This is a genomic window from Porphyromonas bennonis DSM 23058 = JCM 16335 (assembly GCF_000375645.1).
Taxonomy (GTDB): domain Bacteria; phylum Bacteroidota; class Bacteroidia; order Bacteroidales; family Porphyromonadaceae; genus Porphyromonas_A; species Porphyromonas_A bennonis.
Window position 1 is genome coordinate 1 of record NZ_AQWR01000033.1, and the last position, 20,211, is coordinate 20,211.

At 52.4% G+C, this 20,211-nt stretch carries 15 protein-coding genes, 1 tRNA gene and 1 pseudogene; 9 read left to right on the forward strand and 8 right to left on the reverse strand.

The window, feature by feature from the left end:
• Nucleotides 1-318 (forward strand): annotated as a pseudogene (locus B088_RS08690) (ISAs1 family transposase); the annotation flags it as partial.
• A 102-nt stretch (nucleotides 319-420) separates the two neighbouring features.
• On the opposite strand, the gene B088_RS06330 reads toward B088_RS08690, so the two are convergent.
• Nucleotides 421-1,659 carry an IS4 family transposase gene (locus B088_RS06330; protein WP_018107581.1) on the reverse strand — a complete coding sequence of 413 codons (1,239 nt, stop codon included), beginning with the start codon at nucleotides 1,657-1,659 and terminating at the stop codon, nucleotides 421-423.
• Nucleotides 1,660-1,931: 272 nt separating this feature from the next.
• Here B088_RS06330 and B088_RS06335 point away from each other — a divergent pair, with 272 nt between their 5' ends.
• The 7 genes from B088_RS06335 to B088_RS06360 all read left to right on the forward strand — a co-directional run bounded on the left by B088_RS06335 (nucleotide 1,932) and on the right by B088_RS06360 (nucleotide 11,549).
• Nucleotides 1,932-2,762 carry a hypothetical protein gene (locus B088_RS06335; RefSeq protein WP_018107582.1) on the forward strand — a complete coding sequence of 277 codons (831 nt, stop codon included), beginning with the start codon at nucleotides 1,932-1,934 and terminating at the stop codon, nucleotides 2,760-2,762.
• Nucleotides 2,748-2,845: transfer RNA gene (locus B088_RS08605), tRNA-OTHER, on the forward strand. Before B088_RS06335 ends, B088_RS08605 begins: the two co-directional genes overlap by 15 nt.
• Nucleotides 2,846-2,860: 15 nt before the next feature.
• On the forward strand, nucleotides 2,861-6,079 hold the full coding sequence (locus B088_RS06340) for a hypothetical protein (protein WP_018107583.1): 3,219 nt from the start codon (nucleotides 2,861-2,863) through the stop codon (nucleotides 6,077-6,079).
• 117 nt (nucleotides 6,080-6,196) lie between these two features.
• On the forward strand, nucleotides 6,197-7,324 hold the full coding sequence (locus tag B088_RS06345) for a PCMD domain-containing protein (RefSeq protein ID WP_211204669.1): 1,128 nt from the start codon (nucleotides 6,197-6,199) through the stop codon (nucleotides 7,322-7,324).
• Nucleotides 7,325-7,327: 3 nt separating this feature from the next.
• The gene (locus B088_RS06350; protein ID WP_018107585.1) at nucleotides 7,328-8,101 is read left to right on the forward strand and encodes a porin family protein; all 774 of its coding nucleotides are present in this window, start codon (nucleotides 7,328-7,330) and stop codon (nucleotides 8,099-8,101) included.
• Between the two features lie 214 nt (nucleotides 8,102-8,315).
• Complete coding sequence (locus tag B088_RS06355; RefSeq protein ID WP_050560140.1) at nucleotides 8,316-10,322, forward strand: LptF/LptG family permease; 2,007 nt, start codon at nucleotides 8,316-8,318, stop codon at nucleotides 10,320-10,322.
• A gap of 9 nt (nucleotides 10,323-10,331) precedes the next feature.
• Nucleotides 10,332-11,549: a bifunctional 3,4-dihydroxy-2-butanone-4-phosphate synthase/GTP cyclohydrolase II gene (locus B088_RS06360; protein WP_018107587.1), complete on the forward strand. Its 1,218-nt coding sequence runs from the start codon at nucleotides 10,332-10,334 to the stop codon at nucleotides 11,547-11,549.
• Between the two features lie 171 nt (nucleotides 11,550-11,720).
• Here B088_RS06360 and B088_RS06365 read toward each other — a convergent pair whose 3' ends face one another.
• From B088_RS06365 to B088_RS06395, 7 genes are all read right to left on the reverse strand, one after another.
• Nucleotides 11,721-13,142, reverse strand: coding sequence for a C69 family dipeptidase (locus B088_RS06365; RefSeq protein ID WP_018107588.1), 1,422 nt, complete (start codon nucleotides 13,140-13,142; stop codon nucleotides 11,721-11,723).
• 197 nt (nucleotides 13,143-13,339) lie between these two features.
• Nucleotides 13,340-14,245, reverse strand: a complete 906-nt coding sequence (locus tag B088_RS06370) for a nucleotidyl transferase AbiEii/AbiGii toxin family protein (RefSeq protein WP_018107589.1) — start codon at nucleotides 14,243-14,245, stop codon at nucleotides 13,340-13,342.
• On the reverse strand, nucleotides 14,238-15,002 hold the full coding sequence (locus tag B088_RS06375; RefSeq protein WP_025081710.1) for a type IV toxin-antitoxin system AbiEi family antitoxin domain-containing protein: 765 nt from the start codon (nucleotides 15,000-15,002) through the stop codon (nucleotides 14,238-14,240). The genes B088_RS06370 and B088_RS06375 overlap by 8 nt, the downstream gene beginning before the upstream one ends.
• Nucleotides 15,003-15,120: 118 nt before the next feature.
• Entirely contained in the window at nucleotides 15,121-15,789 is a 669-nt protein-coding gene (locus tag B088_RS06380; protein ID WP_018107591.1) for a ComEA family DNA-binding protein, read from the reverse strand.
• Nucleotides 15,773-16,477, reverse strand: coding sequence for an ABC transporter ATP-binding protein (locus B088_RS06385; protein ID WP_018107592.1), 705 nt, complete (start codon nucleotides 16,475-16,477; stop codon nucleotides 15,773-15,775). The genes B088_RS06380 and B088_RS06385 overlap by 17 nt, the downstream gene beginning before the upstream one ends.
• Nucleotides 16,474-17,214, reverse strand: coding sequence for a tRNA threonylcarbamoyladenosine dehydratase (locus B088_RS06390; protein WP_018107593.1), 741 nt, complete (start codon nucleotides 17,212-17,214; stop codon nucleotides 16,474-16,476). The genes B088_RS06385 and B088_RS06390 overlap by 4 nt, the downstream gene beginning before the upstream one ends.
• Nucleotides 17,215-17,649: 435 nt before the next feature.
• Nucleotides 17,650-18,222 (reverse strand): AAA family ATPase, encoded by a 573-nt coding sequence (locus B088_RS06395; RefSeq protein WP_018107594.1) that lies wholly within the window; start codon nucleotides 18,220-18,222, stop codon nucleotides 17,650-17,652.
• 529 nt (nucleotides 18,223-18,751) lie between these two features.
• Between B088_RS06395 and B088_RS06400 the strand changes: the two genes are divergently transcribed.
• Nucleotides 18,752-19,669, forward strand: coding sequence for a hypothetical protein (locus tag B088_RS06400; RefSeq protein WP_025081714.1), 918 nt, complete (start codon nucleotides 18,752-18,754; stop codon nucleotides 19,667-19,669).
• Nucleotides 19,670-20,211: the final 542 nt, after the last annotated feature.

Sequence of the window (20,211 nt, forward strand, 5' to 3'; positions counted from 1 at the left end):
ATAGACAAGAAGCAGGGTGAAGGAAGCGACGAGCTGAGCTACTATATCTCATCACTATCCGACCCCGGGAAGGTGTTTGACCTCATAAGGGCTCACTGGTCAATAGAGAATCACCTTCACCACACGCTGGACGTGGTGATGCTTGAGGATCAGCAGATTAAGAGTAGGAATAACGAGGCAAAGAACTTCAACATTATGTCTAAAATCGCTCTTTTCTTTGTCGACAAAATGAAGGAAAAGAGCGGCAAAAGGCTCATTACCCAATTCCGGACCAACGCCACTCTGAAGCCCTCCGAGCTTCTATCCATCAAGCTGTGAGCCCATTCCCCAAATACGTCAGCCCCGGAAATGGGGATTTTCAGGGGTCTCTTTCGCTGAAATGGTGCGGAAGAGCTGCCTGACATTGATTTCCAAGCCCCCCTAGTCAAAAAGTGAGGGTCTCGGCGGACTTTCCATCTCCTTTGCCAAGGCTCGTTCCCAATCTTTTTCCGGGTGATTGAAGAGACTGAAGAAGTCGTAATAGCTCATGAGAGTAATCCTCAGCATCGTCGCCAGTCCGGAGAAGCTCCAACTGCGTGTCAGCCATCTTTTGTGAATCATAATGAGCAGATTAGCGATGAGGGTAACCCAGATCTGGATCTTGATGGCGTTGGCGCTCTCACCATAAAAGTATTTCGGTGGGAAGTTTTGCTTCAGCTGCTTGAAGAGCAGCTCGATCTGCCATCTCCGCCGATAGATCTCCACGATTTCCTCCGGATCCATCTCCATGTCGTTGGTGAGCAAGGAGGTGAGTTTCACGTCTTTCTTGACGTCAGCATAGATGATGATGCGGGCGCGGTGGATGATGGGGTCTTTCTCCTTTACCTGCTTGGTGAAGACAACGTGCTTCACCTCGATCTTCGAGACTCCGTCGGAGGTCTGATAGAAGATGTCACTCTCCACGGTGTACCGCAGGTTCTTCATCTTCGTCACATAAACTATGCCCTCACTCGTCATCGCTTCAAACTTTGCATAGTCAATGTAGGCCCTGTCCATTGCGATGATGTCTCCCCTCTTGAGCGCATCCGGCTTCAGCATAAAGGCATCGTGCGTCGCTGCAGAGGTGAATTGGATGTCAGAGGGGACGCCCTCGTTGGCATGAATCATCGTGTGGACCTTGATCCCGCCTTTCTTTTTACCCGCCTTGGGGTGCCTTCCCACACCTTTGAAAATTAGGTTGGAGAATAGGGAGATGGTTGTGGAGTCGATGATCTGAAGCGTTTTGAGCCATTTCTTACCCTCGTGCCTCCTGCCGGCTCGGCTGTCCGATGAAAGGACGTGACGATAGCGGGTGTACAGATCGTGGTAAACGGCTCCGAAGAAGGCCTCCGGACGTCGGGCATTGGCGTCAGCCAGAGTAATCCTCGAGGGCATCATCTTGAAGCCCAGGTGATTCAACTTTTGCGCCTGGATCTGAAGCGAACCGGTAATCTCCCGCAACGAGTCGAAGCGCATGATGATAGCGAAAAGCATCGTCATCAGATGAGTCCACCCGTCAAACCGCTTGACATACCGCTCTCCGCCGTTGTTTCTGCTGAGTCCGATCACTCGCTCCCTCCCCAGAAGTCTAACAATCTGGGTGAAGATCGGCTGTCCGGTAATATGTGTACTTTTGCTCATGGTTAAGTTTTGTTTTTTGACACCACAAATTAACCACTAAGGGCTGACTCCAGAAAATGAAGTCAGCCCTTTCTTCATCCCTTCCGACAAGCTTTTATCGGACAGCAATGAAAAAAATCTGTAACTTTGCTATTGATTATTATGGCAATTTTTGTTTGTAATTTATAGTGTTTTTACACTATGAAGTCGCAGCAGGCTTTGCTAAGTCTTTAATTATAGATAATTAAAACTCTTTAAACTCGCATTAAGCTAGGAGGGCTTTCCAATAGCATATGGATAGGAACCGTTCAACATATAGGAAGACAACGTTTGACATACCATCAAACCGTAAACTCTGGCTGACATTGGGTCAGTATGATGCACTAGTCGAGTACCAAGAGGTGGCCAGTAGATATTATCTTGGTACTTTCGATGTCAAGAAGGAGTCTTTCGATGCCTTTCTTAGCCGCACTTCTACTGCTACTGGGGTGAGGTTGAATAGCATAAGTCTTGCGAACTTCAGGAAGAAACAATATCAGGGTTATCTTGTGTTCCCGAATGCGAGTTTTGATGAGTTCATTACGGATTTCGTTGATGATGTGAGGTTCTTAATAGACCCTGCTTTTGCATTAAGCAAAATAGATGGTTCAAAGTTTGATAAGCTTTTGGACGCACTTTCGCAAAATGGGATCAGCCTTTCAATTGAGAGGTTTAAGAAAGACCTATATGACTATTACAGGTTGTTGCGTAATGGCGTGGCCCATAGCTTGAATCAAGACTACGAGAAAGAATACAAAGCTATCGATAAAATAGCTATTACTGCTTTTTACCCGACTCTCAACGAACCAAATGAAAAATCACAGTTGTCGTTTGACGACTTTATTCTATGCACAGCAAATATTAAAAATATTGCAGACCTTTTGACGGTTAGCCTATTACCTCACATTGATTGGAAGCAGTTAGTGCTTAGTAACAAGGACAAACTGATTCCACAATATGTAAGGTTCCTTCACGAAGGTAGGACAAAAAGACTTCATACCTATGTGTCAAACTGTGTAAAAAGCCTTTATGGATATACTCTTGACAAATTGACAATAAACAATATAATCGACTCATTAGAATAGTGGTAGTTCATCCCCCTTCAGGATAGGCACAGAATCGTGGCTATCATGAAGGGGAAGGCAGAAGTTCGAATCTTCTATGGTCACTTACAATTCGATTAATGGAAGAACCTATAGTTAACGATACACTGGAACTTGAAGATAATTTGGTAACGGCGCAGCAGGATATTTTCTCGTATTATCGGCGTCTGAGAAATAATCTCTTCTCGGACACGGAGGTCGTGTACGAGACTAAGCTCACTCCTGAACTCTTTGACCTGAAATTGCAACAGCTCTCGCAGGATAAGAAACAGTCGGAGTTTGAGAACTTTGTTTTAGTGCTGGCAGCACGACTGGTGACACCCAACATAAAACCGCAGACCGGTCCCGATGGCGGAGGTGATGGTAAGGTGGATGGAGAGACGTATCCTGTCGACAAAGCAATATCAGACAGATGGTGGGTGTCTGAAGGCAGTACTGGCGACCATAAATGGGCGATAGCCATCAGTGTACAGAAGAACTGGAAAAGTAAGATAGAGGGCGATGTCAAGAAAGCTGTAGAGACTGGACGTGGCTATACGAAGGTGGTATTCTTCTCTAGTCAGAAAATCAAGTCAAGTAAACGTCAGGAGGTCGAGGATGAACTATCGAAACAATACGGTGTAGCCGTGAGTATCTTCGATGGTAAGTGGTGTCAGTTTGCAGTGTTTGAACAAGGCTGCTATGATGTTGCCACCGAGAAACTGAACTTTTCTGAAGACTACAAGAGAAAGACCGTCAAAGAAGGCACTAATGATAAGCGCAGAAAAAAAGAACTGGAGAAGTTAGAGAATGACTTGCTGTCACGGCAAGTAGAAAGCCTAGATACGGACTATATTGATGACTTACTCCAGTCCTGCCTATTAAGCAGAGGCCTGGAACGCCCTCGGATGGAGACTGAAGGTCGCTTCAACCGTGCGCAGCGAGAAGCAGAAGTACACGGTACTTCCGTGCAACGGTTCAATATAACGTATAATCATGCTTGGACATCGTTTTTCTGGTTTCACGATGTGAATGCAATGTATGCAGATTATCTGAAGCTAAAGGAGTATGCTAATATGCATACAACTGTGCATACGATAGAGCTGATGGCCAATATCCTCACCAATTTGGAAAATGCGGCAAGAGTAGGTTTGTTTGATTCCGAAAGGTTCGGGAAGGAAATACAAGATTTAAAGACGATAAAGGAGCGCGAAGATCTGTCGCAGGCGAGCCGTCTGTTCCTCGAACTCTTCTTTTCTGAACATCGGTTGCTCCAAATGGTACAATATGCACAAGACCCGACGCTAGAGTTAAAGAAACTGGCAGAACTGATAGAGACAAGTGCCAACTATCCAGACATCAGTTTTGACGCACAGACAACCATAGTTGAAATGATTGGACGCGTGATAGATGATAACGAGGAATATGAGAAACTTATTGACAAGATTTCGGAGATTTCGTCTCTGCGTAAATCTGAGGTAGAGGGTGCCATAATACATTTCAATCGTGCACAGACCTTGATAGACAAGCAGCAATACAAGCCTGTGGTAAAGCATTTGGGTCACTGTGTACAGGCATTCATGAAAGAAGGCTATGAGACCGAACTGGTGAAAACATACGGCTATATAGGCATAGCTTTTTATAATCTTGAACTGCCTTACAGTGCAAAGGCGTATTTGGTAAAGGCTGCGTCGATACTTGTCAAGGAGTTCTTTACGCAGGGTACTATCAGTCATCTGCTGATTACCGTGCTATGGAAATTGTGTGAAATAGAGCTGATGATAGGCCGACTTGTGATGTATCTCAACTGGAGAGAACTGTTGTTTATCATTGCCCATAATGGTCAAGAAATAGAGAGTAAAGAATTTGTTGAGAAAGATATATTGTTCGATGGAGGCTGGGCTTGCCATTTTGCAGCAGTCGACCTCACGAGAGAAACTATTTCCGTTTTGCCAGACATTTTTGCACGTTGCGATATGCCCATTTCAGAAAACTATCTGAAATATGCATTAGGATACCAAGAGTCTGTAGATGAGAAATTCGTAAATCTTATCACTGATGATTGGGGCAAATTGCTCAGGCAGCAACCTATACACAAGCAGTTCCTTAACCCTCTTAATATAGCAGAAGAAGGTCAGACCACTATCAGTACATTGGCAAAGGGTTGTCGATTCACTGTCAGGTACGAGAACTCAGTTAGAAGTCAACTGGTGGCAGAGACATTTTTGGCAACAGTTGAAACACTGCTTGCCACTTTTGACACGCTGGAACTTGTGGTAATGAGTCCGGAAATTCAAGTGGAAATTGCCCCAACTGATGAACAATCAGAAATGGAAAGAGGAAAAAACGAAAACCAATATGTATTTAACGTGAACTACGGCACTCTTGATGGAGAAACGTATTGGCACTGTTTTGCTTTCTTTATGGCATATTTTATGTCGCTTAACACTGTGTCGAGCGAAGATGTAAAAGATTTGATAGCACAGCGACACGAGAAAGAAAAAATCATGGACAGAATCATTGCCTTGCTAGAGTTGAACAACGCGGTTTATAATGTGCTTGGCGATAAGTTCAAGTATTCAATCCGTCAATGGGAAAATGCAAATGACAAGACCTATGTATGCAAGGCAGATACAAAGGGAGAAACGTTAACAGATCAGAACCCACATACAGAACAGCGAGGTGTACAAATATTCAGTATCTCCAGCACTATGGAATGGTGGGATAAGGCTGGATGGACGGGGGTGTGCTTCATGTACGACCAATGGTCTGCGACACCACCTATAGTAGGCCTGGCCTTCAAGAACTTGGAGGCAGGCAAAAGAATCATCCATGAATGGAAAGAAAAAATAGCAAAAGGTCAATCAAGTGTAGAACTGCATCTGATAAGAGGCATCGACAAACAACATCCCTCATGGTATAGAGCATGTGTGGCACCAGAGATACCCTTGGACCATATCACGGAGGGGCAATATATAGCTGTAATGTGTCGGAAGCACACAATGACTCCAAATGACACGTCGAATCTTGATAATTTTGAACGGGTATATTCTCGGTTTGGCAATTGCCAGCTTGTGGCAGTAGCAATTGACGACCAGATGCATGTAAATATGAACATAGATTTTAGCGAAGCCATCGAACTTAAAAAGGTTATCATTACCGATGCATGGAAAGTTTCTGCGCATGAACCAACGAGAAATGCATTGGAGTGGGACGATGACCCTATCATTCCTGAGTCAGAGAGCATCAGTGCCCCCGTCATTGAATTAATGAAGAACTTGCGTGAAGTTCATGATAAAATGGAGAAGAGAATTTTTTAAACCGTTTAAGAATTAATTTGGAAATAATCGACTAAAGTGCTCCCCCATGACAATCTATGAAAGAATCTATATTTGAACTAATATTACTATCAGTTATTCAAGAAAACAGATATGAATATGAGCAAGCGAAAGCACCTGCTGATCCCGATGATCAGCCTCCTTACTCTACTGCTGACCGGGCTCGTCTCCTGTATCCGCCCCGAGGCACCCAATGCTGAGGCGGACATCCTCTCTGTCGAGGTAGAGGGGATCACCCCGAGGGAGAAGCCCCTCATCACCAATACCGCCATCAAGATCGAGGCGGAGCCGTGGGTCGACCGCTCCGCCGTGGCACTGAGCTTTACCCTCACCCCCGGCGCGACGATCTCCCCGGCGAGTGGCAGCAAGCAAGACTTTACCGAGCCCGTCACTTATACCGTCACTTCAGAGGATAAGCAGTGGAAGAAGGAGTACACCGTCACCATCGCCTCCTCGCGCCCCGCCCCGGGACACTTTGACTTCGAGCAGGTGAGCCGGTATAAGAAGCGGGACACTGGAGACGAACTCTTTTACGAGTTTGTCATCTCTGACGGACTCAAGTGGGCATGCCCCAACGAAGGTTTTATGATCTCGCTCTCCCTTGATCCCTCCTGCGATCCCACGGATCCCTCAGTCTATCCCGTGACACAGGATCCGAGTGGCTATCGTGGGAAGTGCGCAAAGCTCTCCACGCTCAGTACGGGGGGCTTCGGTGCGATGTTCAAGAAGCCCATCGCTCCCGGGACTCTCTTCCTCGGGGATTTCAATGTCAATGAGGCGATGAGCAACCATCTTAAGGCAACGCTCTTTGGCATCCCCGAGACCCGCAAGCCGCTTATGCTGACGGGGTTCTATAAGTACAAGTCTGGCGATAAGGTGACCGACAAGGACTCTAAGGAAATCAAGGGCAAGAGGGACCTCCCGGCGCTCTACGCCGTCTTCTTCGAGACCGACGAGGAGACCTCTTATCTCGATGGAACCAATGTCCTCACCTCGCCCAATATTGTCCTTACCGCTCAGCTCAAGGATCCTAAGGAGAGCGATGAGTGGATCCACTTTGAGCTCCCCTTCGAGCCAGTGGAGGGTAAGAGCATCGACTCTGCGAAGCTGAAGGATGGTCGCTACAAGCTCACCATCGTGATGACCTCCAGCCGGGATGGCGCAGACTTCGTGGGCGCCATCGGCAGTACGCTCCTCGTGGATGAGATGAACCTTTACTTTGAGTAACCTATGAGACGACTGATATACACTGCACTCCTACTCCTCGCCACCGCATCCCTCGCCATCGGCCAGGAGGCTCGCGACAAAAATATCCTCGCCGCCCTGCGCTATGGGTGGAATTTTGAGCTCCGTGCCGGACTCTCCATGGGCGGCACCGCCCCCATCCCCATGCCCCGGGAGATCCGTGGCGTGGAGAAGTACAATCCCAAGCTCAACGTCCACGTAGAGGGTCAGGCGACCAAGTGGTTTGACCCCCACTGGGGATTGGTGATGGGACTCCGTATGGAGCAGAAGGGCATGGTCACCGGTGCAAGGGTAAAGAATTACCACACCTCGCTCCTACTCGGTGATGGAGCAGAGGCGTCGGGCAACTGGACCGGATACGTCGAGAGCAACTACGCTGCCTCCACCATCGTCCTCCCCGTCAGCGCCGCCTATAAGATCAATGACTACGGCAAGGTGCAGGCGGGTCTCTACGCCGGTTACCGTTTCGACGGCAGCTTCACCGGGCACGTCACCGACGGGCACTTCCGTATGGGATCGCCCATCGGTGAGCGGGTCGACTTCCCCGCCGACAAGCAGGCGACCTACGACTTCTCCGACGAGCTGAGCCGCTTCGAGGCAGGCATGCAGGTGGGCGGCAGCTGGCGCGCCTACCGACACTTCCTCGTCTACGGCGAGCTGAGGGCCTCCTTCACTCCGATCTTCCCCGGATCCTTCACCACCCTAACGACCAAGCTCTACCCGATCTACGTCAGCACCGGCTTTAGCTACCTCTTCTGATCGGTCAAGCGCCTGACTTATCCGGAAGCTTCAGTGGTGCAAAGATACCACCTCTTCCGGCAGCGATTGTCTCTTCGTGTCTCCTCCTGTCTCTTCATGCTTCGACATGCGAGTTAGGGGACAGTGGGGTTGCACCCTGTGGTGAGGGTGGGGGAAAAGGGATTAAGAGTGGATTTCTTGCTACCTTTGCGTGACCGCAAGCGGTCCTCTGACTGTGAAGAAATTAGACCTCTACGTCCTCCGGACATTCATCCCCCTGCTCTTAGGGAGTACTGCCGTCGCATGGTTTATCCTTGTGATGCAGTTGCTGTGGCGCTTTGTCGGGGATATCGTCGGTAAGGGAGTGGACACCATTGTCCTCCTCAAGCTGATGTTCTACTCCGCAATGACGGTGGCGCCGATGGCTCTGGTGCTGGGCATACTACTGGCTGGGCTGATGACCTTCGGCAACCTCAGCGAGCGGATGGAGCTGCTGTCGATGAAGACAGCCGGCATCCCCTTCACCCGGATCATGCGACCACTCCTCGGCCTCTCCATACTGCTGGCAGGAGGGCTCTACTGGTTTCAGAACGACTGGATGATCACCAGTCAGGTGCGCTTCTGGCAGTACTACTTCTCGATCAAGAATAAGTCGCCCGAGCTGGCGATACCGGAGGGGAGCTTCACGCAGGACATCCCGGGCTACTCCATCTACATCACCCGCAAGGACCCGAAGACGAAGACCCTCTACGACCTCATGATCTACGACCACTCCGAGGGCCCGCAAAATGCCTCCATCGTCGTCGCCGACAGCGGCTATCTCTACTCGGTCAATGACGGACAGGAGATGGTGCTCGAGGTCTACCAGGGGGAGTCCTTCCGCAACCTCCGTCCGGCAGAGTCGGGGAGCTATAATAGTAATGTCCAGCGTCCCTTCCTCCGAGAGCGTTTTTCGTCCAAGGAGGTGATCATGCACTTCGATGACAGCCTCTACATGGTCGACGAGGGGGCACTGAGCAGCCAGTTTGTGGGGAAGAATGCACGACAGCTACGAGCCTACGTAGACTCACTCTCCCTGGTACGCGACTCGATGGCACTGGTCAATCAGAAGCTCGTCCGCACGACCGCTGTGGGACTTACCCCCGAGAGCGACCGGCGGGAGACCGCCCACTCCTCCAGAGAGACGCTACTGGAGGAGGTGGCTCCGATGGCAGGCGCTGCGCCGGGAGCTGCAGCAGTGGCTGCCGCAGCCGGTGCTGCCAAGGAGAAGAGCAAGCCCGATGCCCCCGAGCCTACGAGGCGAGACCTCTATGCTGACCTGGGTGCCATGGGCTATGTGCAGCAACAGCAGATCCTCAACTCCGCCGTGCAACGACTCAATGCCGACGTCAGCTCCTATTACTTCGCCAATATGGACCAGGAGGAGACTGAGAGTCTGATCCGCAAGAATGACTTCGAGTTTTGGCGAAAGTATACCTATCCCGTGGCAGTCATCGTCTTCTTCCTCATCGGGGCGCCGCTCGGAGCGCTGATCCGGAAGGGCGGTATCGGCGTTCCCTTCATCGTGGCGATCTTCTGCTTCATCGTCTTCTACATCCTCGAGACCACGGGCGTCAAGATGGTCAATGAGGGGCGCTGGATCCTCTGGAGTGGCATCTGGCTGCCCAACATGGTCCTCCTCCCGGCCGGCCTGCTGCTCACCTACCTCGCCACGCAGGACAGTATGCGCTTCAATGTCGACATCCTCGTCAATGGCTTCAATCACTTCATGGGCATCGAGCCGGTCCGCAAGGTCGGGACGGCAACCGAGGTCGGTCAGCCCGACTTCGCCCTCGCCACGAGAGACATCGACCGGGCAGACGAGCTGGCAGACCGATTTGTCCACCAGCCCTCGGCGGGTTACTTCGGCTTCTTCCTCCGCCCCACCCAGCAGCACCTGCAGCGGGAGCTGGCGACGGCACTGGATGAGATCGTCGCCAATCTCGGTCGGAGTGAGGACATCCTCCTCGTCCACCGTCTTAGCGGTTACCCCGACCTGCAGGAGCTTGCTCTCGTGCGGAAGCCTCGGGAGAGGGGACTCCGCATCGCCCTGATGATACTCTTCCCCATCGGGCTGCTCGTCTACGCCTACTACCAGATCAGATACATAGCCTTCCGGCGCGAGTGCAAGCACGTCCGGGACAATAATAATAAGGTGAGGGACGAGATCGCCCGCATCACCGAACATCGTAAATCACACTAAGTACTAGATATGAACGATACGATCAAACTCAACTCTATCGATGAGGCGCTGGAGGACCTGCGCCAGGGTAAGCTCATCATCGTCGTCGATGATGAGGACCGGGAGAATGAGGGAGACCTCATCGGCGCCGCCGAGATGATGACCCCGGAGATCATCAATTTTATGATGCGCTACGGCCGCGGCGTGCTCTGCACCCCGATGACTGCCGAGCGCTGCGGTGAGCTGGAGCTGCCGATGCAGGTGGTGGATAACTCCTCCCCCCTCGGTACCCCCTTCACCGTCACCGTCGACCTCCTCGGTCACGGCGTCACCACAGGCGTATCCATGTCGGACCGCGCTGCCACCATCCGCGCCCTCGCCGACCCCTCACTCCGTCCCGATGACCTCGCCCGACCGGGTCACGTCAATCCTCTCCGTGCCCGCAACGAAGGGGTCCTCATCCGTGCCGGACATACCGAGGCGACGGTCGACCTCTGCCGCCTCGCCGGACTTCGTCCCGTGGGCTGCCTCATCGAGATCGTGAATGAGGACGGCACCATGGCCCGTCTGCCCCAGCTCCTCGTCTTTGCGAAGGAGCATGGGCTCAAGATCATCTCCATAGCCGACCTGATCAAGTATCGGATGAATAGTGAGAGCCTCGTCGAGGAGGGTGTGGAGGCGAAGCTGCCGACGAAGTACGGTGACTTCCGCGTCATCCCCTTCCGTCAGGTCAGCAACGGACTGGAGCACGTCGCACTCGTCAAGGGCGAAGTCTCCGACGGTGCTCCGGTGCTGGTGCGCGTCCACAGCAGCTGCGCCACGGGCGACATCTTCGGCTCACTCCGCTGCGAGTGTGGCGAGCAGCTGCACCGTGCGATGGAGCAGGTGGAGAAGGAGGGTCGCGGTGCCATCGTCTACCTCAATCAGGAGGGCCGCGGCATCGGCCTGATGGACAAGATCCACGCCTACAAGCTCCAGGAGGAGGGCATGGATACCGTCGAGGCCAATGTCCACCTCGGTCACCGTCCCGATGAGCGGGACTACGGTGTCGGCGCCGAGATCCTGAAGAAGCTCGGCATCCGCAAGATGCGCCTCATGACCAATAACCCCGTCAAGCGGGTCGGACTCGAGAGCTACGGTCTCGAGGTGGTGGAGCACGTCCCGATCGAGATAGCACCTAACAAGTACAACGAGCGCTACCTCCGCACCAAGAAGGAGAAGATGGGTCAGGACCTCCACGAGGTCTAAGCAGAGACCCACCCAAGGATTTACCCAAAGGGGGCAGAGCCGGATTTCCTCCGAGCTCTGCCCCTTTTTTTTGCTCGCTTTTTCACCATTAGGATCCGGGACAAAAAGAGGGGCGCCTGCGACCGATGTCGGTCACAGGCGCTCCGCTATTAGGACTTAGTTATTTATCGATCAGGCTCCGTGGAACTCGTAGGTCTCGCCGATGTGGAGGGCGATGAGCGTGAAGAGGCGCTCCGTCAGCTCATCCGTCACCTCGAGGGCGCGGGTCAGCATATCGTCAGAGAACCTCTGCAGCAGATCCTGTGCAGCCAGAGGACGATCCTTGTAGATCGCGAGGTACTCCTGCTCCATCTCCTTCTGACGCTGTGCGATCTCCTCCTCGAGCTGAGCGTAGGCCTCCTGGATCACAGGGGCGTAGCGATTGTAGTCGGTCATGCCGAGGATCTGGACGTGGCGGAACTTCCAGTACGCCGACTTATTGCACGACTCGCCGCCACCGATGCGGTAGGCCTCGGGGTAGGACTTGATCCCCTCGTAGAGCGGGAGGAAGATGCCGAGCGCTGCCATTCCCTCACACATGTAGTCGATCTGACCGATCTCCTTGGGGAGCCTGGGGCGACGCTGCAGGATATGGGTCTGAGTGGTGCGGAAGATCGAGATCGGGCGCCACGGCTCCTTGGGGTTGCAGTGGAGGTAGGGGTCGTGCTCCGTGTCGTTGTAGTGCGAGCGGAAGCCCTTCTTGATGTCACAGAGGGTGAGCTTCTTGTCCGACTTGAGGAAGACGGGGAAGTCGTTCTTCGTCACGTCCTGCTCCTTGGAGGGGGTGTACATCTTCTGCAGGTACCAGACGCGCGGGTAGCTGTAGGTGGTGTCGAGCTTCTCATCCCGGGCATAGGCCTCGTGGAAGTCAAAGTCGCCCTCATAGAGATGGTGCTCCTTGGCAAAGTCGATCAGGTCCTCGGAGGCGAGGTAATTGTCCTTGTCCTTGGGATCGTAGTCACGGAAGCGGCTCTGGTTGCCGGAGACGAAATACTTGTCCTCGGGGATGCGGGTGGCGAGCCAGCGGTGACCGGAGGCGGTCTCGAGGTACCACATCTCGTGCTCGTCGATGAAGCTGATGCCGAAGCCCTCAGCGATGCCGTGCTTCTCGATCAGCGACCCGAGACGCTCCACGCCCTCACGAGCGGTGGTGATGTAGGGGAGGACGATATTGAAGACCGAGTTCTCCGCCAGACCATCCTCCACGAGCGGATCGTACTGCAGCACCTTCTCGCTGCTGAAGATACTCTCCGTGGCGCTCATGCCGACACCCTCGCGATTGAAGCCGGCACTGCCCCACTCGCCGTGCAGGTGGTAGGGGGAGAGGGCGGAGTAGCCGATGCGGCGCTTGGGGAGCTTGCAGCGGAAGGGGGTCTCCTTGGCGATGAACTCCTCCGGACCATTCTCCGTGGTCTCAAAGATCTCCAGATTCTTCGCCACCATGGCGTCCCAGTCCTCGGAGCGGGCGGCGATCATCGATCCGTCCTCCATCAGCTCCTTGCCGACGATGATGGTGGTGCACTCGGAGGGGTAGCGGTTGGTTTGTTTTTTCATGAGATAAAGTATATGGTTTTTGTGTAAAAATGATTGGTGTCACTTCGAGCGGAGACCGCCCTGCGATCTCGTTACCCAACAAATGTAGGGAAAAAGGCGTGGCTCACCCACCTTTTTTCCTTAATCTTTCTGAAAGCCCCTCCCGAAAACAGGTGGCTAAAAAGAGTCAAACATTCAATCCGCGTGTCTGACCCTTATCAATGGACTTGCAGATAACGCCTCAGCTTATCCATGCCCTCCTTATGCTTATTCGGATTCGTTCGCTTGAGTGTGCCAATATTCAGCAACTTCCATTGCACGGATGGAAAATGGCTTAAATTCCCTGCACAACATTTCTCCCACTGCGGCACTCCATCCTCAAAGGAAACGAGGAACTCCTTGTCTGTATCTGTAAGGCAGTCATATACCCTCTTAATAATGGACGAACGTGATTGCTCATAGTCTGTATAGGTAAATGGAATATCCGACATCCCTTTGAATTGGTTTTCCAATGCCTCCTTTTGATTTATGTCATTAGGGGAGAGAAATTCTATGATGGGCTTCTCGCTTCCCAGCAAGCATAAGATGAGCCCGTCCTTTACATCCTCAAGCGTCTTGTCCATATACTTGCAGTCAAACATATCTCGAGGATGCTGGCGACCGAGAGCAGCCGTGATCTTTCCTCCATAGAGTTGAGAATAAGGAACAATGCGTGCCTTGCAGTTGGCTTGAAACTCTTCCTTCGCTTTCGGACAGAGTTCCATAATCTCGACATCACCAAGTATGCCCCGTTTTGTACCATTTACCTCTATCTTCACCATTGCTCCTTCATACATGCATTGCAATTTCCACACATCGGGTCTATGCTTTACACTTATTCCGGGAATGGCACGCTCTATACTCGATTTCAGTTCGCAGAGATGTTGATTTATCTTTTCCAGACTCACTGGTCGTGGCGCTATCGGAATGTAGGTAAGGTCAATGTCAACCGAGTAACGTGGCATATTCTGATGAAAGAGGTTAATGGCCGTACCACCGTGGATGGCTAAGCCCTCAACCTGATACACCAAAGGCAGGATGCGTACCAGCAATGCCACCTGACTTCTATATTTCTGACTATTCATAGTCGTTTAAGTCTTTTGGGATTGTCATTCTGTACTTAGCGACATACACTCCCGATGGCACCAGCTGGAGCTTGTGTGTCCCCAGATCTATGCGCGTAAGATCCAGCTCATCATACCAGTAATGACCTGCTTTCTCTGCCATATACAAAAAGAGTCTCTTCATTTTGTAGTGCTTTGTGGTCTCCAATAGCGACTGAAGAATATCCGGTCGCAGAGTGGTCAGCTGCTCCATGATGTAAAACAAATCCATATAGTCATACTGGCGTGGAGTGAGCAGCAAACACTCCATAAAAGCCTGCTCCGGGGAGGATATCAGAAGCCTCCAGTCCAAGTATGATATGGTCGTTATCTGTGCACGGGCAAACACCTCTGTACTGAAGAACGTAAACTCTCGATCAAAAGCGTCATACCCCATCCATTGTGGCATTTTGCCACCTGCCGTTGATACCATCAACAACGGCTTACCCATAGGCACATAGTGATTGAAGCCCCAAAGCTCCAGAGCCGAATGTGCGGCTATATGAAAGCTCTTGCCCAACTGCTCATTGAAGGACTGTAAAGCGCCAAATGCTGACAACCTGTCGCCAGTGCGGTACATGACGCCCTTGCATAGAGCAGACAACCAACCGGAGGAGCGATATCTGCTCAGCAACTGCTTGGAGTAACCTTGTTCTATAAGCCATGAGGCAAATAGCAACCCGTTCTTTTGACCGGACTGCAGCATTTTGTTTAATTTACTCTCCTGTGGTCTACTCATAGTTTACCTTCCGTCCTTAATGTCAACCATAAAGGTACAAAAGACTTTGTTAATCAGATCCGACGACTAGAGCTTGATATGTAAAGACTGAGCTAATTCGTAAACTGCGAAATAGCCGTCAGAAGGGCATGTAGGGGGCGAGGCGAAGGGAGTCGTCGCGGGTGAAGTCACCGGTGGCCATCAGGTGCGACCAGTCGAGGGTCTGCTCCTCCTCGAGGAGTCGCCGGAGGGCACGCTTGTGGCGCCACGAGAGGTAGGGGTGGTAGCTGATACTGTCGATGGTGAGGGTGAGGGGCCTAACCGCCGTCCCTACCGTGAAGTAGGGGTAGATCGCATCGTATCGCTCGCGATCCATGCCGTAGACCTCCTGGAGCTGCTCCACCACGTAGTACCCACCGAGGAGGTCGCGGTACTTGACGATGCGGCGGGCAAAGGAGCTGCCGATGCCGGGGACGCGCTTGAGGAGCGTCGTGTCGGCGGTATTGAGGTCGATGGTGGCACCGGGCTTGAGCTTGGGGAGGTACGCTTCCGGTCGCTTGGTATCTGGGGGAGGACCGGGATAGCGGTCGGTTCGGATGGGTGCCGAGGTACTCTTACTCTTCACCTTCTCTACAGGAGCCGGAGGTGCGGTGTCAAGCCTCGCCACGCCCGGAGGGATGGTGTCCTGCACCTCGGTCGGGCTGGGGAGCCCCTTCGCCGTGATGCCTGAGTAGAGCACGTAGGAGAGGATCAGGACGACGAGGAGGATGAGGACCACCCGGTCGCTCTTATTAAATCGGAGCCTCATCGCCACGCTGCTCGCTTACGATCCGACCATCACTCAGGAGCAGTGACCGGTCGGCGATCTCCGCCGTCTCCCGGTCGTGCGTCACGACGATGAAGGAGAGTCCCTCCTCCTCGCGCAGTCGGAGGAAGAGCTCGAGGAGCTCACGCTTACGGATGCTGTCGAGGGCGCCTGTAGGCTCATCCGCCAGCACGATCTCGGGATGATTGATGATCGCACGCGCCACGGCGACCCGCTGCTTCTCCCCTCCCGACAGCTCCGCCGGGCGGTGGTCCAGCCGATCACCGAGGGAGAGGCGGCGAAGGAGCTCGCCCGCCTCAGCCATCGCCTCGCGGCGGCTCTTACCACTGATCATCGCCGGGATGGCGACATTCTCCTCGGCGGTAAACTCGGGCATCAGCTGGTGCGACTGGAAGACGAAGCCGATGTGACGATTGCGGAAGGCGGCACGCCGGTCCCCCGAGAGGTCGGACAGCCGCTCGCCTCCGATGATCACTTCCCCTCGATCCGGGGCATCGAGTGTGCCTATCACCTGCAGGAGTGTCGTCTTGCCCGCCCCGCTGGCGCCGACGATGGCGAGGATCTCTCCCCGATGGAGTTCGAGGCTGATCCCCCGCAGGATCTCCAACCGACCGAAGCTCTTGTAAATGTCCCGCACCTCCATCAGAGGCGTATCGGTGGGTATACTCATGACTTAGGATGTAATAGGTGATCAAGTGCCACGTAGGCGCAGTAGCCCCCCACCATCGGTGGCATGTAAGAGATGGTGCCGGGGGTGGACTTCTTATTCTGCTCCCCCTCCGTCAGGACGATCGCTTCCTCCACCGGCAGTTCGGTCGAGAAGACGACTGGGAAGTTAAGCTTGACCCCGAGGTGGCGCAGCCGCTTGCGGATCATCTTGGCTAGCGGGTCATTGAAGCTCTTATCCATACGTGCCACCCGGATCTTCGTCGGGTCGGTCTTGGCACCCGCCCCCATGGCACTGACGAAGGGGATCCCGTGCTGCTGCATGTAGGCGATGGCAAAGACCTTAGGCGCCAGCGTGTCGATGGCGTCGATGACGAAGTCGTACGGGGCGGCGGAGAGTACCTCCTCCATCCGCTCATCCCGCAGATACTCGGCGATCACCTCCAGCCGGAGGGCGGGGTTGATCGAGAGAAGGCGGTCGTGCCAGAGGGCGGCCTTGGACTGACCGATCACTAGCTGCGTGGCGATGATCTGACGATTGATATTAGACTGGTTCACCACGTCGGCATCGACGATCGTCATCTGCCCGACCCCGCTGCGGGCGATCATCTCGGCGGCAAAGCCCCCGACGCCCCCGAGGCCGAGCACCAGCACATGCGCCCTCGAGAGCCTATCGCAGCCCTCCGCCCCGACGAGCAGTCTCAGCCGATCCAGTGTATGATCCTCTTCCATCTCCTTCATAGATCTCAAAGGTACCGATTTTCCACCGCTTCACTACAGCCCCGCAGAGGATTCCACACATGACTCCGGCTGAGCGACGATCACCTCGCTTATCCAGAAGCTTCAGCGGTGCAAATATAGCCCCCCCCACCGGGAGGAGTAGTCTCGTGGAGTCTCTCCGTGTCTCTTACTGTCTCTTCATTACAAAAAATGCGTCTCCTGCGGTCTCTGCCACCTCATGTCTTGATCTACGGTTAGAGAGCGATAATCCCGATGGAGCTCCGCCCCCAGCGGGATTGGTTATTTCTCTCTCTTACGGGGTCATCCTGCTTGTCTGGATCTACCTGCTGGTACGCTCGCTTGTGCGTGACCTTCGTAAATAGATACTAATAAAAAGAAAAAGGATCCGAGCCGGTCCCGCAAGGGGGCTGACTCGGATCCTTTGTTGTCAGGAAATTACTTATTGTGGAAGGCGAAGTCGCCATGCTCCACATCCAGCTCGATCACGCTGTCGCGCCGGATGGTGCCGCTGATGATGTCCGTGGAGAGGGTGTTGAGTACCCGGCTCTGGATCACCCACTTGACCGGCCGCGCACCGAACTGCGGGTCGTACCCCTGGTGGGCGATCTGCTCCACGGCGGCATCGGTGTAGGTCAGTGTGATGCCATTGGAGGCAAGGGTCTTGACCACCCGATCGAGCTGCAGGCGTACCACCTCCGCGATCTGCTCCTCCGTGAGGGGACGGAAGACGGTGATCTCATCGATACGATTGAGGAACTCGGGGCGGATCCGCTCCTTGAGCATCTCCATCACCTCCGTCCGCACCTTGCCGACGACCTCGTCGGCATTCGCCATCGTCATACTCTCGAGGCTCTTCCGGATCAGGTCACTACCCATATTGGAGGTCATGATGATGATCGTATTCTTGAAGTCCGCCGTCCGCCCCTTATTGTCCGTCAGGCGACCGTCATCCAGCACCTGGAGTAGGACATTGAAGACATCGGGATGCGCCTTATCGCAATTTCTCACCCTTGATTCTTCAGCCCTGACACATTTTGCAGAATCTAGGACGTCTATAAAATCTATATCCCATATTCTGTCTGATTACAGGAGATGGTTTCGCGTGTACGGAGGGGAAAAACATATATATAGTCCATTTCAAAAACAAAGCTCTCTTCTTCGGCAGTTTTGCAGATTGACTCAGATATGTTAAATTGAAAGAGGAAGTGCTTTGGTTTATGATTGGGCAACAGAAGATTATGGCTGAATCACGACTGAAATGTCATAAAGATAGTGTAAAGGTCTTATTATCTGCTCAACTCCTTTCGATTTATAATTCTTATAATAAATAGGGAACGGAGCCTTCGTGTTTTGATTGATAACCTCTTCCAAATCCTCTCACTCTAAAACACAGGATATAAAATTAGAAGCGATGAAAACCGCACATATGTCTTTGCATTTTGTATTTTGCGTATATTTACATACATTTGCCTTGTCAACGGAGTTCAGCATTCGATTGTTGGCTCCTAATCTCTAACTTATTTCAACTTTTAACGCTATGCTTAAAAAAACTATTCTTCTACTTGTCCTTTTAGTCACATTATCGTGTTCTCACGAGGGAGCTGAGAATACTCCCGAGGCTAATGGTCTTGTGACAGAGGAGAGCCCGATTACCACTAATGCTCAAATTGAATTCCTTGAAGAACTTCAAGCATTCAATGACAGCTACGAAAAAGTCATCGACAGAGACGACAGAATGCCTAACACAAGAGGCTTTTGGTCAGCTGTAGGTGATGTATTGGTCGTTGCAGGTGCAGATGTCATGGGTGCCGGAGGTGGTGCTAAAGCCGTTCAGGCCATTGCTGCTGGAGTGGGGGTTGCAACAGGCGGTACCGGATATGCCATCGTAACGGGAGTGGCTGCAGGAATTGCAGGTGCGGGCTCTTCTATTGCCGCCGGACGTGCCTTAAGAGCCATATCGGATCAAAACATGAGACCCTGCTATAGCGGGCTGTCCATACACTACCCTAGTGAATATGTTGATCTAGAATATGCAGGTAGACTGCACAACACTCTTATCTCGGATATGTTGTCCCCAGGTCTCAGAAGTACTTACTCTCCATCTGCAGTAGAGTCTGAGCTGCTCAGTAACGAATACTTTATGAAGACATCTGAGCAGATAGCAGAAATAATCTCAGTTAACATTCACGAGACCAATGGTATTCTTAAAACCCTTGACGATTTGGAAAAGCAGGGTTTTATCAATAAAGATCAGCACATGGTTTTCAGCTTCTTCTTTGATATATACAATGAATCCAAAAAGCTGAAGCATATTGAAGACATTGTCAATTACTATATCAGCGCTATAGCCAAGACGGAAGTCCTGAATGACTCCGATAAAGTGGTATTGATTTCTGCCTTTAGTGTCGCTTCACAAAGTCCTTCGTTCTGGATACAAGATGGAAGAGCACAGTGATGGGAAATACACATTGACGAGAGAGGCTCTGGGAAACTTGCTGGACTGGCTCCTGATCGGTTTCGGACTGTATGTGCTTAAGGTTATCTCCTGGGGATCGACTCTGAGTATCATTATTTCTCTCTCTTATGGGGTCATCCTGCTTGTCTGGATCTACCTGCTGGTACGCTCGCTTGTGCGTGACCTTCGCAAATAGATACTAATCATAAGAAAAAAGGATCCGAGCCGGTCCCACGAGGGGGCTGACTCGGATCCTTTCTTGTTGAGACCTTTGCATAATACCCCATCTGCGGCGTCACTTTCGAGATTCGGGCTTGGTCATGTGCGTTAGCACACTCCCTTCGCCCTCACTCTCAGTTCCTTGCATCTGGGGCATTCTGCAAAGTCCCTGCCGAAAAAGCGGTGCTTTTTCGGCGAAAGACCATTTTGCAAAGGTCTTTTGTTAGGAAACGGTATTACTTATTGTGGAAGGCGAAGTCGCCATGCTCGGCATCCAGCTCGATCACGCTGTCGCGCCGGAGGGTACCGCTGATGATGTCCGT

Excerpts from the sequence above, each read along its gene's own strand:
- B088_RS06345 (WP_211204669.1), top strand. The coding sequence starts at position 6,197 with ATGAGCAAGCGAAAGCACCTGCTGATCCCGATGATCAGCCTCCTTACT.
- B088_RS06365 (WP_018107588.1), bottom strand. The coding sequence starts at position 13,142 with ATGAAAAAACAAACCAACCGCTACCCCTCCGAGTGCACCACCATCATC.
- B088_RS06385 (WP_018107592.1), bottom strand. The coding sequence starts at position 16,477 with ATGAGTATACCCACCGATACGCCTCTGATGGAGGTGCGGGACATTTAC.
- B088_RS06360 (WP_018107587.1), top strand. The coding sequence starts at position 10,332 with ATGAACGATACGATCAAACTCAACTCTATCGATGAGGCGCTGGAGGAC.
- B088_RS06335 (WP_018107582.1), top strand. The coding sequence starts at position 1,932 with ATGGATAGGAACCGTTCAACATATAGGAAGACAACGTTTGACATACCA.
- B088_RS06330 (WP_018107581.1), bottom strand. The coding sequence starts at position 1,659 with ATGAGCAAAAGTACACATATTACCGGACAGCCGATCTTCACCCAGATT.
- B088_RS06370 (WP_018107589.1), bottom strand. The coding sequence starts at position 14,245 with ATGAATAGTCAGAAATATAGAAGTCAGGTGGCATTGCTGGTACGCATC.
- B088_RS06400 (WP_025081714.1), top strand. The coding sequence starts at position 18,752 with ATGCTTAAAAAAACTATTCTTCTACTTGTCCTTTTAGTCACATTATCG.
- B088_RS06390 (WP_018107593.1), bottom strand. The coding sequence starts at position 17,214 with ATGAAGGAGATGGAAGAGGATCATACACTGGATCGGCTGAGACTGCTC.
- B088_RS06380 (WP_018107591.1), bottom strand. The coding sequence starts at position 15,789 with ATGAGGCTCCGATTTAATAAGAGCGACCGGGTGGTCCTCATCCTCCTC.
- B088_RS06375 (WP_025081710.1), bottom strand. The coding sequence starts at position 15,002 with ATGAGTAGACCACAGGAGAGTAAATTAAACAAAATGCTGCAGTCCGGT.
- B088_RS06340 (WP_018107583.1), top strand. The coding sequence starts at position 2,861 with ATGGAAGAACCTATAGTTAACGATACACTGGAACTTGAAGATAATTTG.
- B088_RS06350 (WP_018107585.1), top strand. The coding sequence starts at position 7,328 with ATGAGACGACTGATATACACTGCACTCCTACTCCTCGCCACCGCATCC.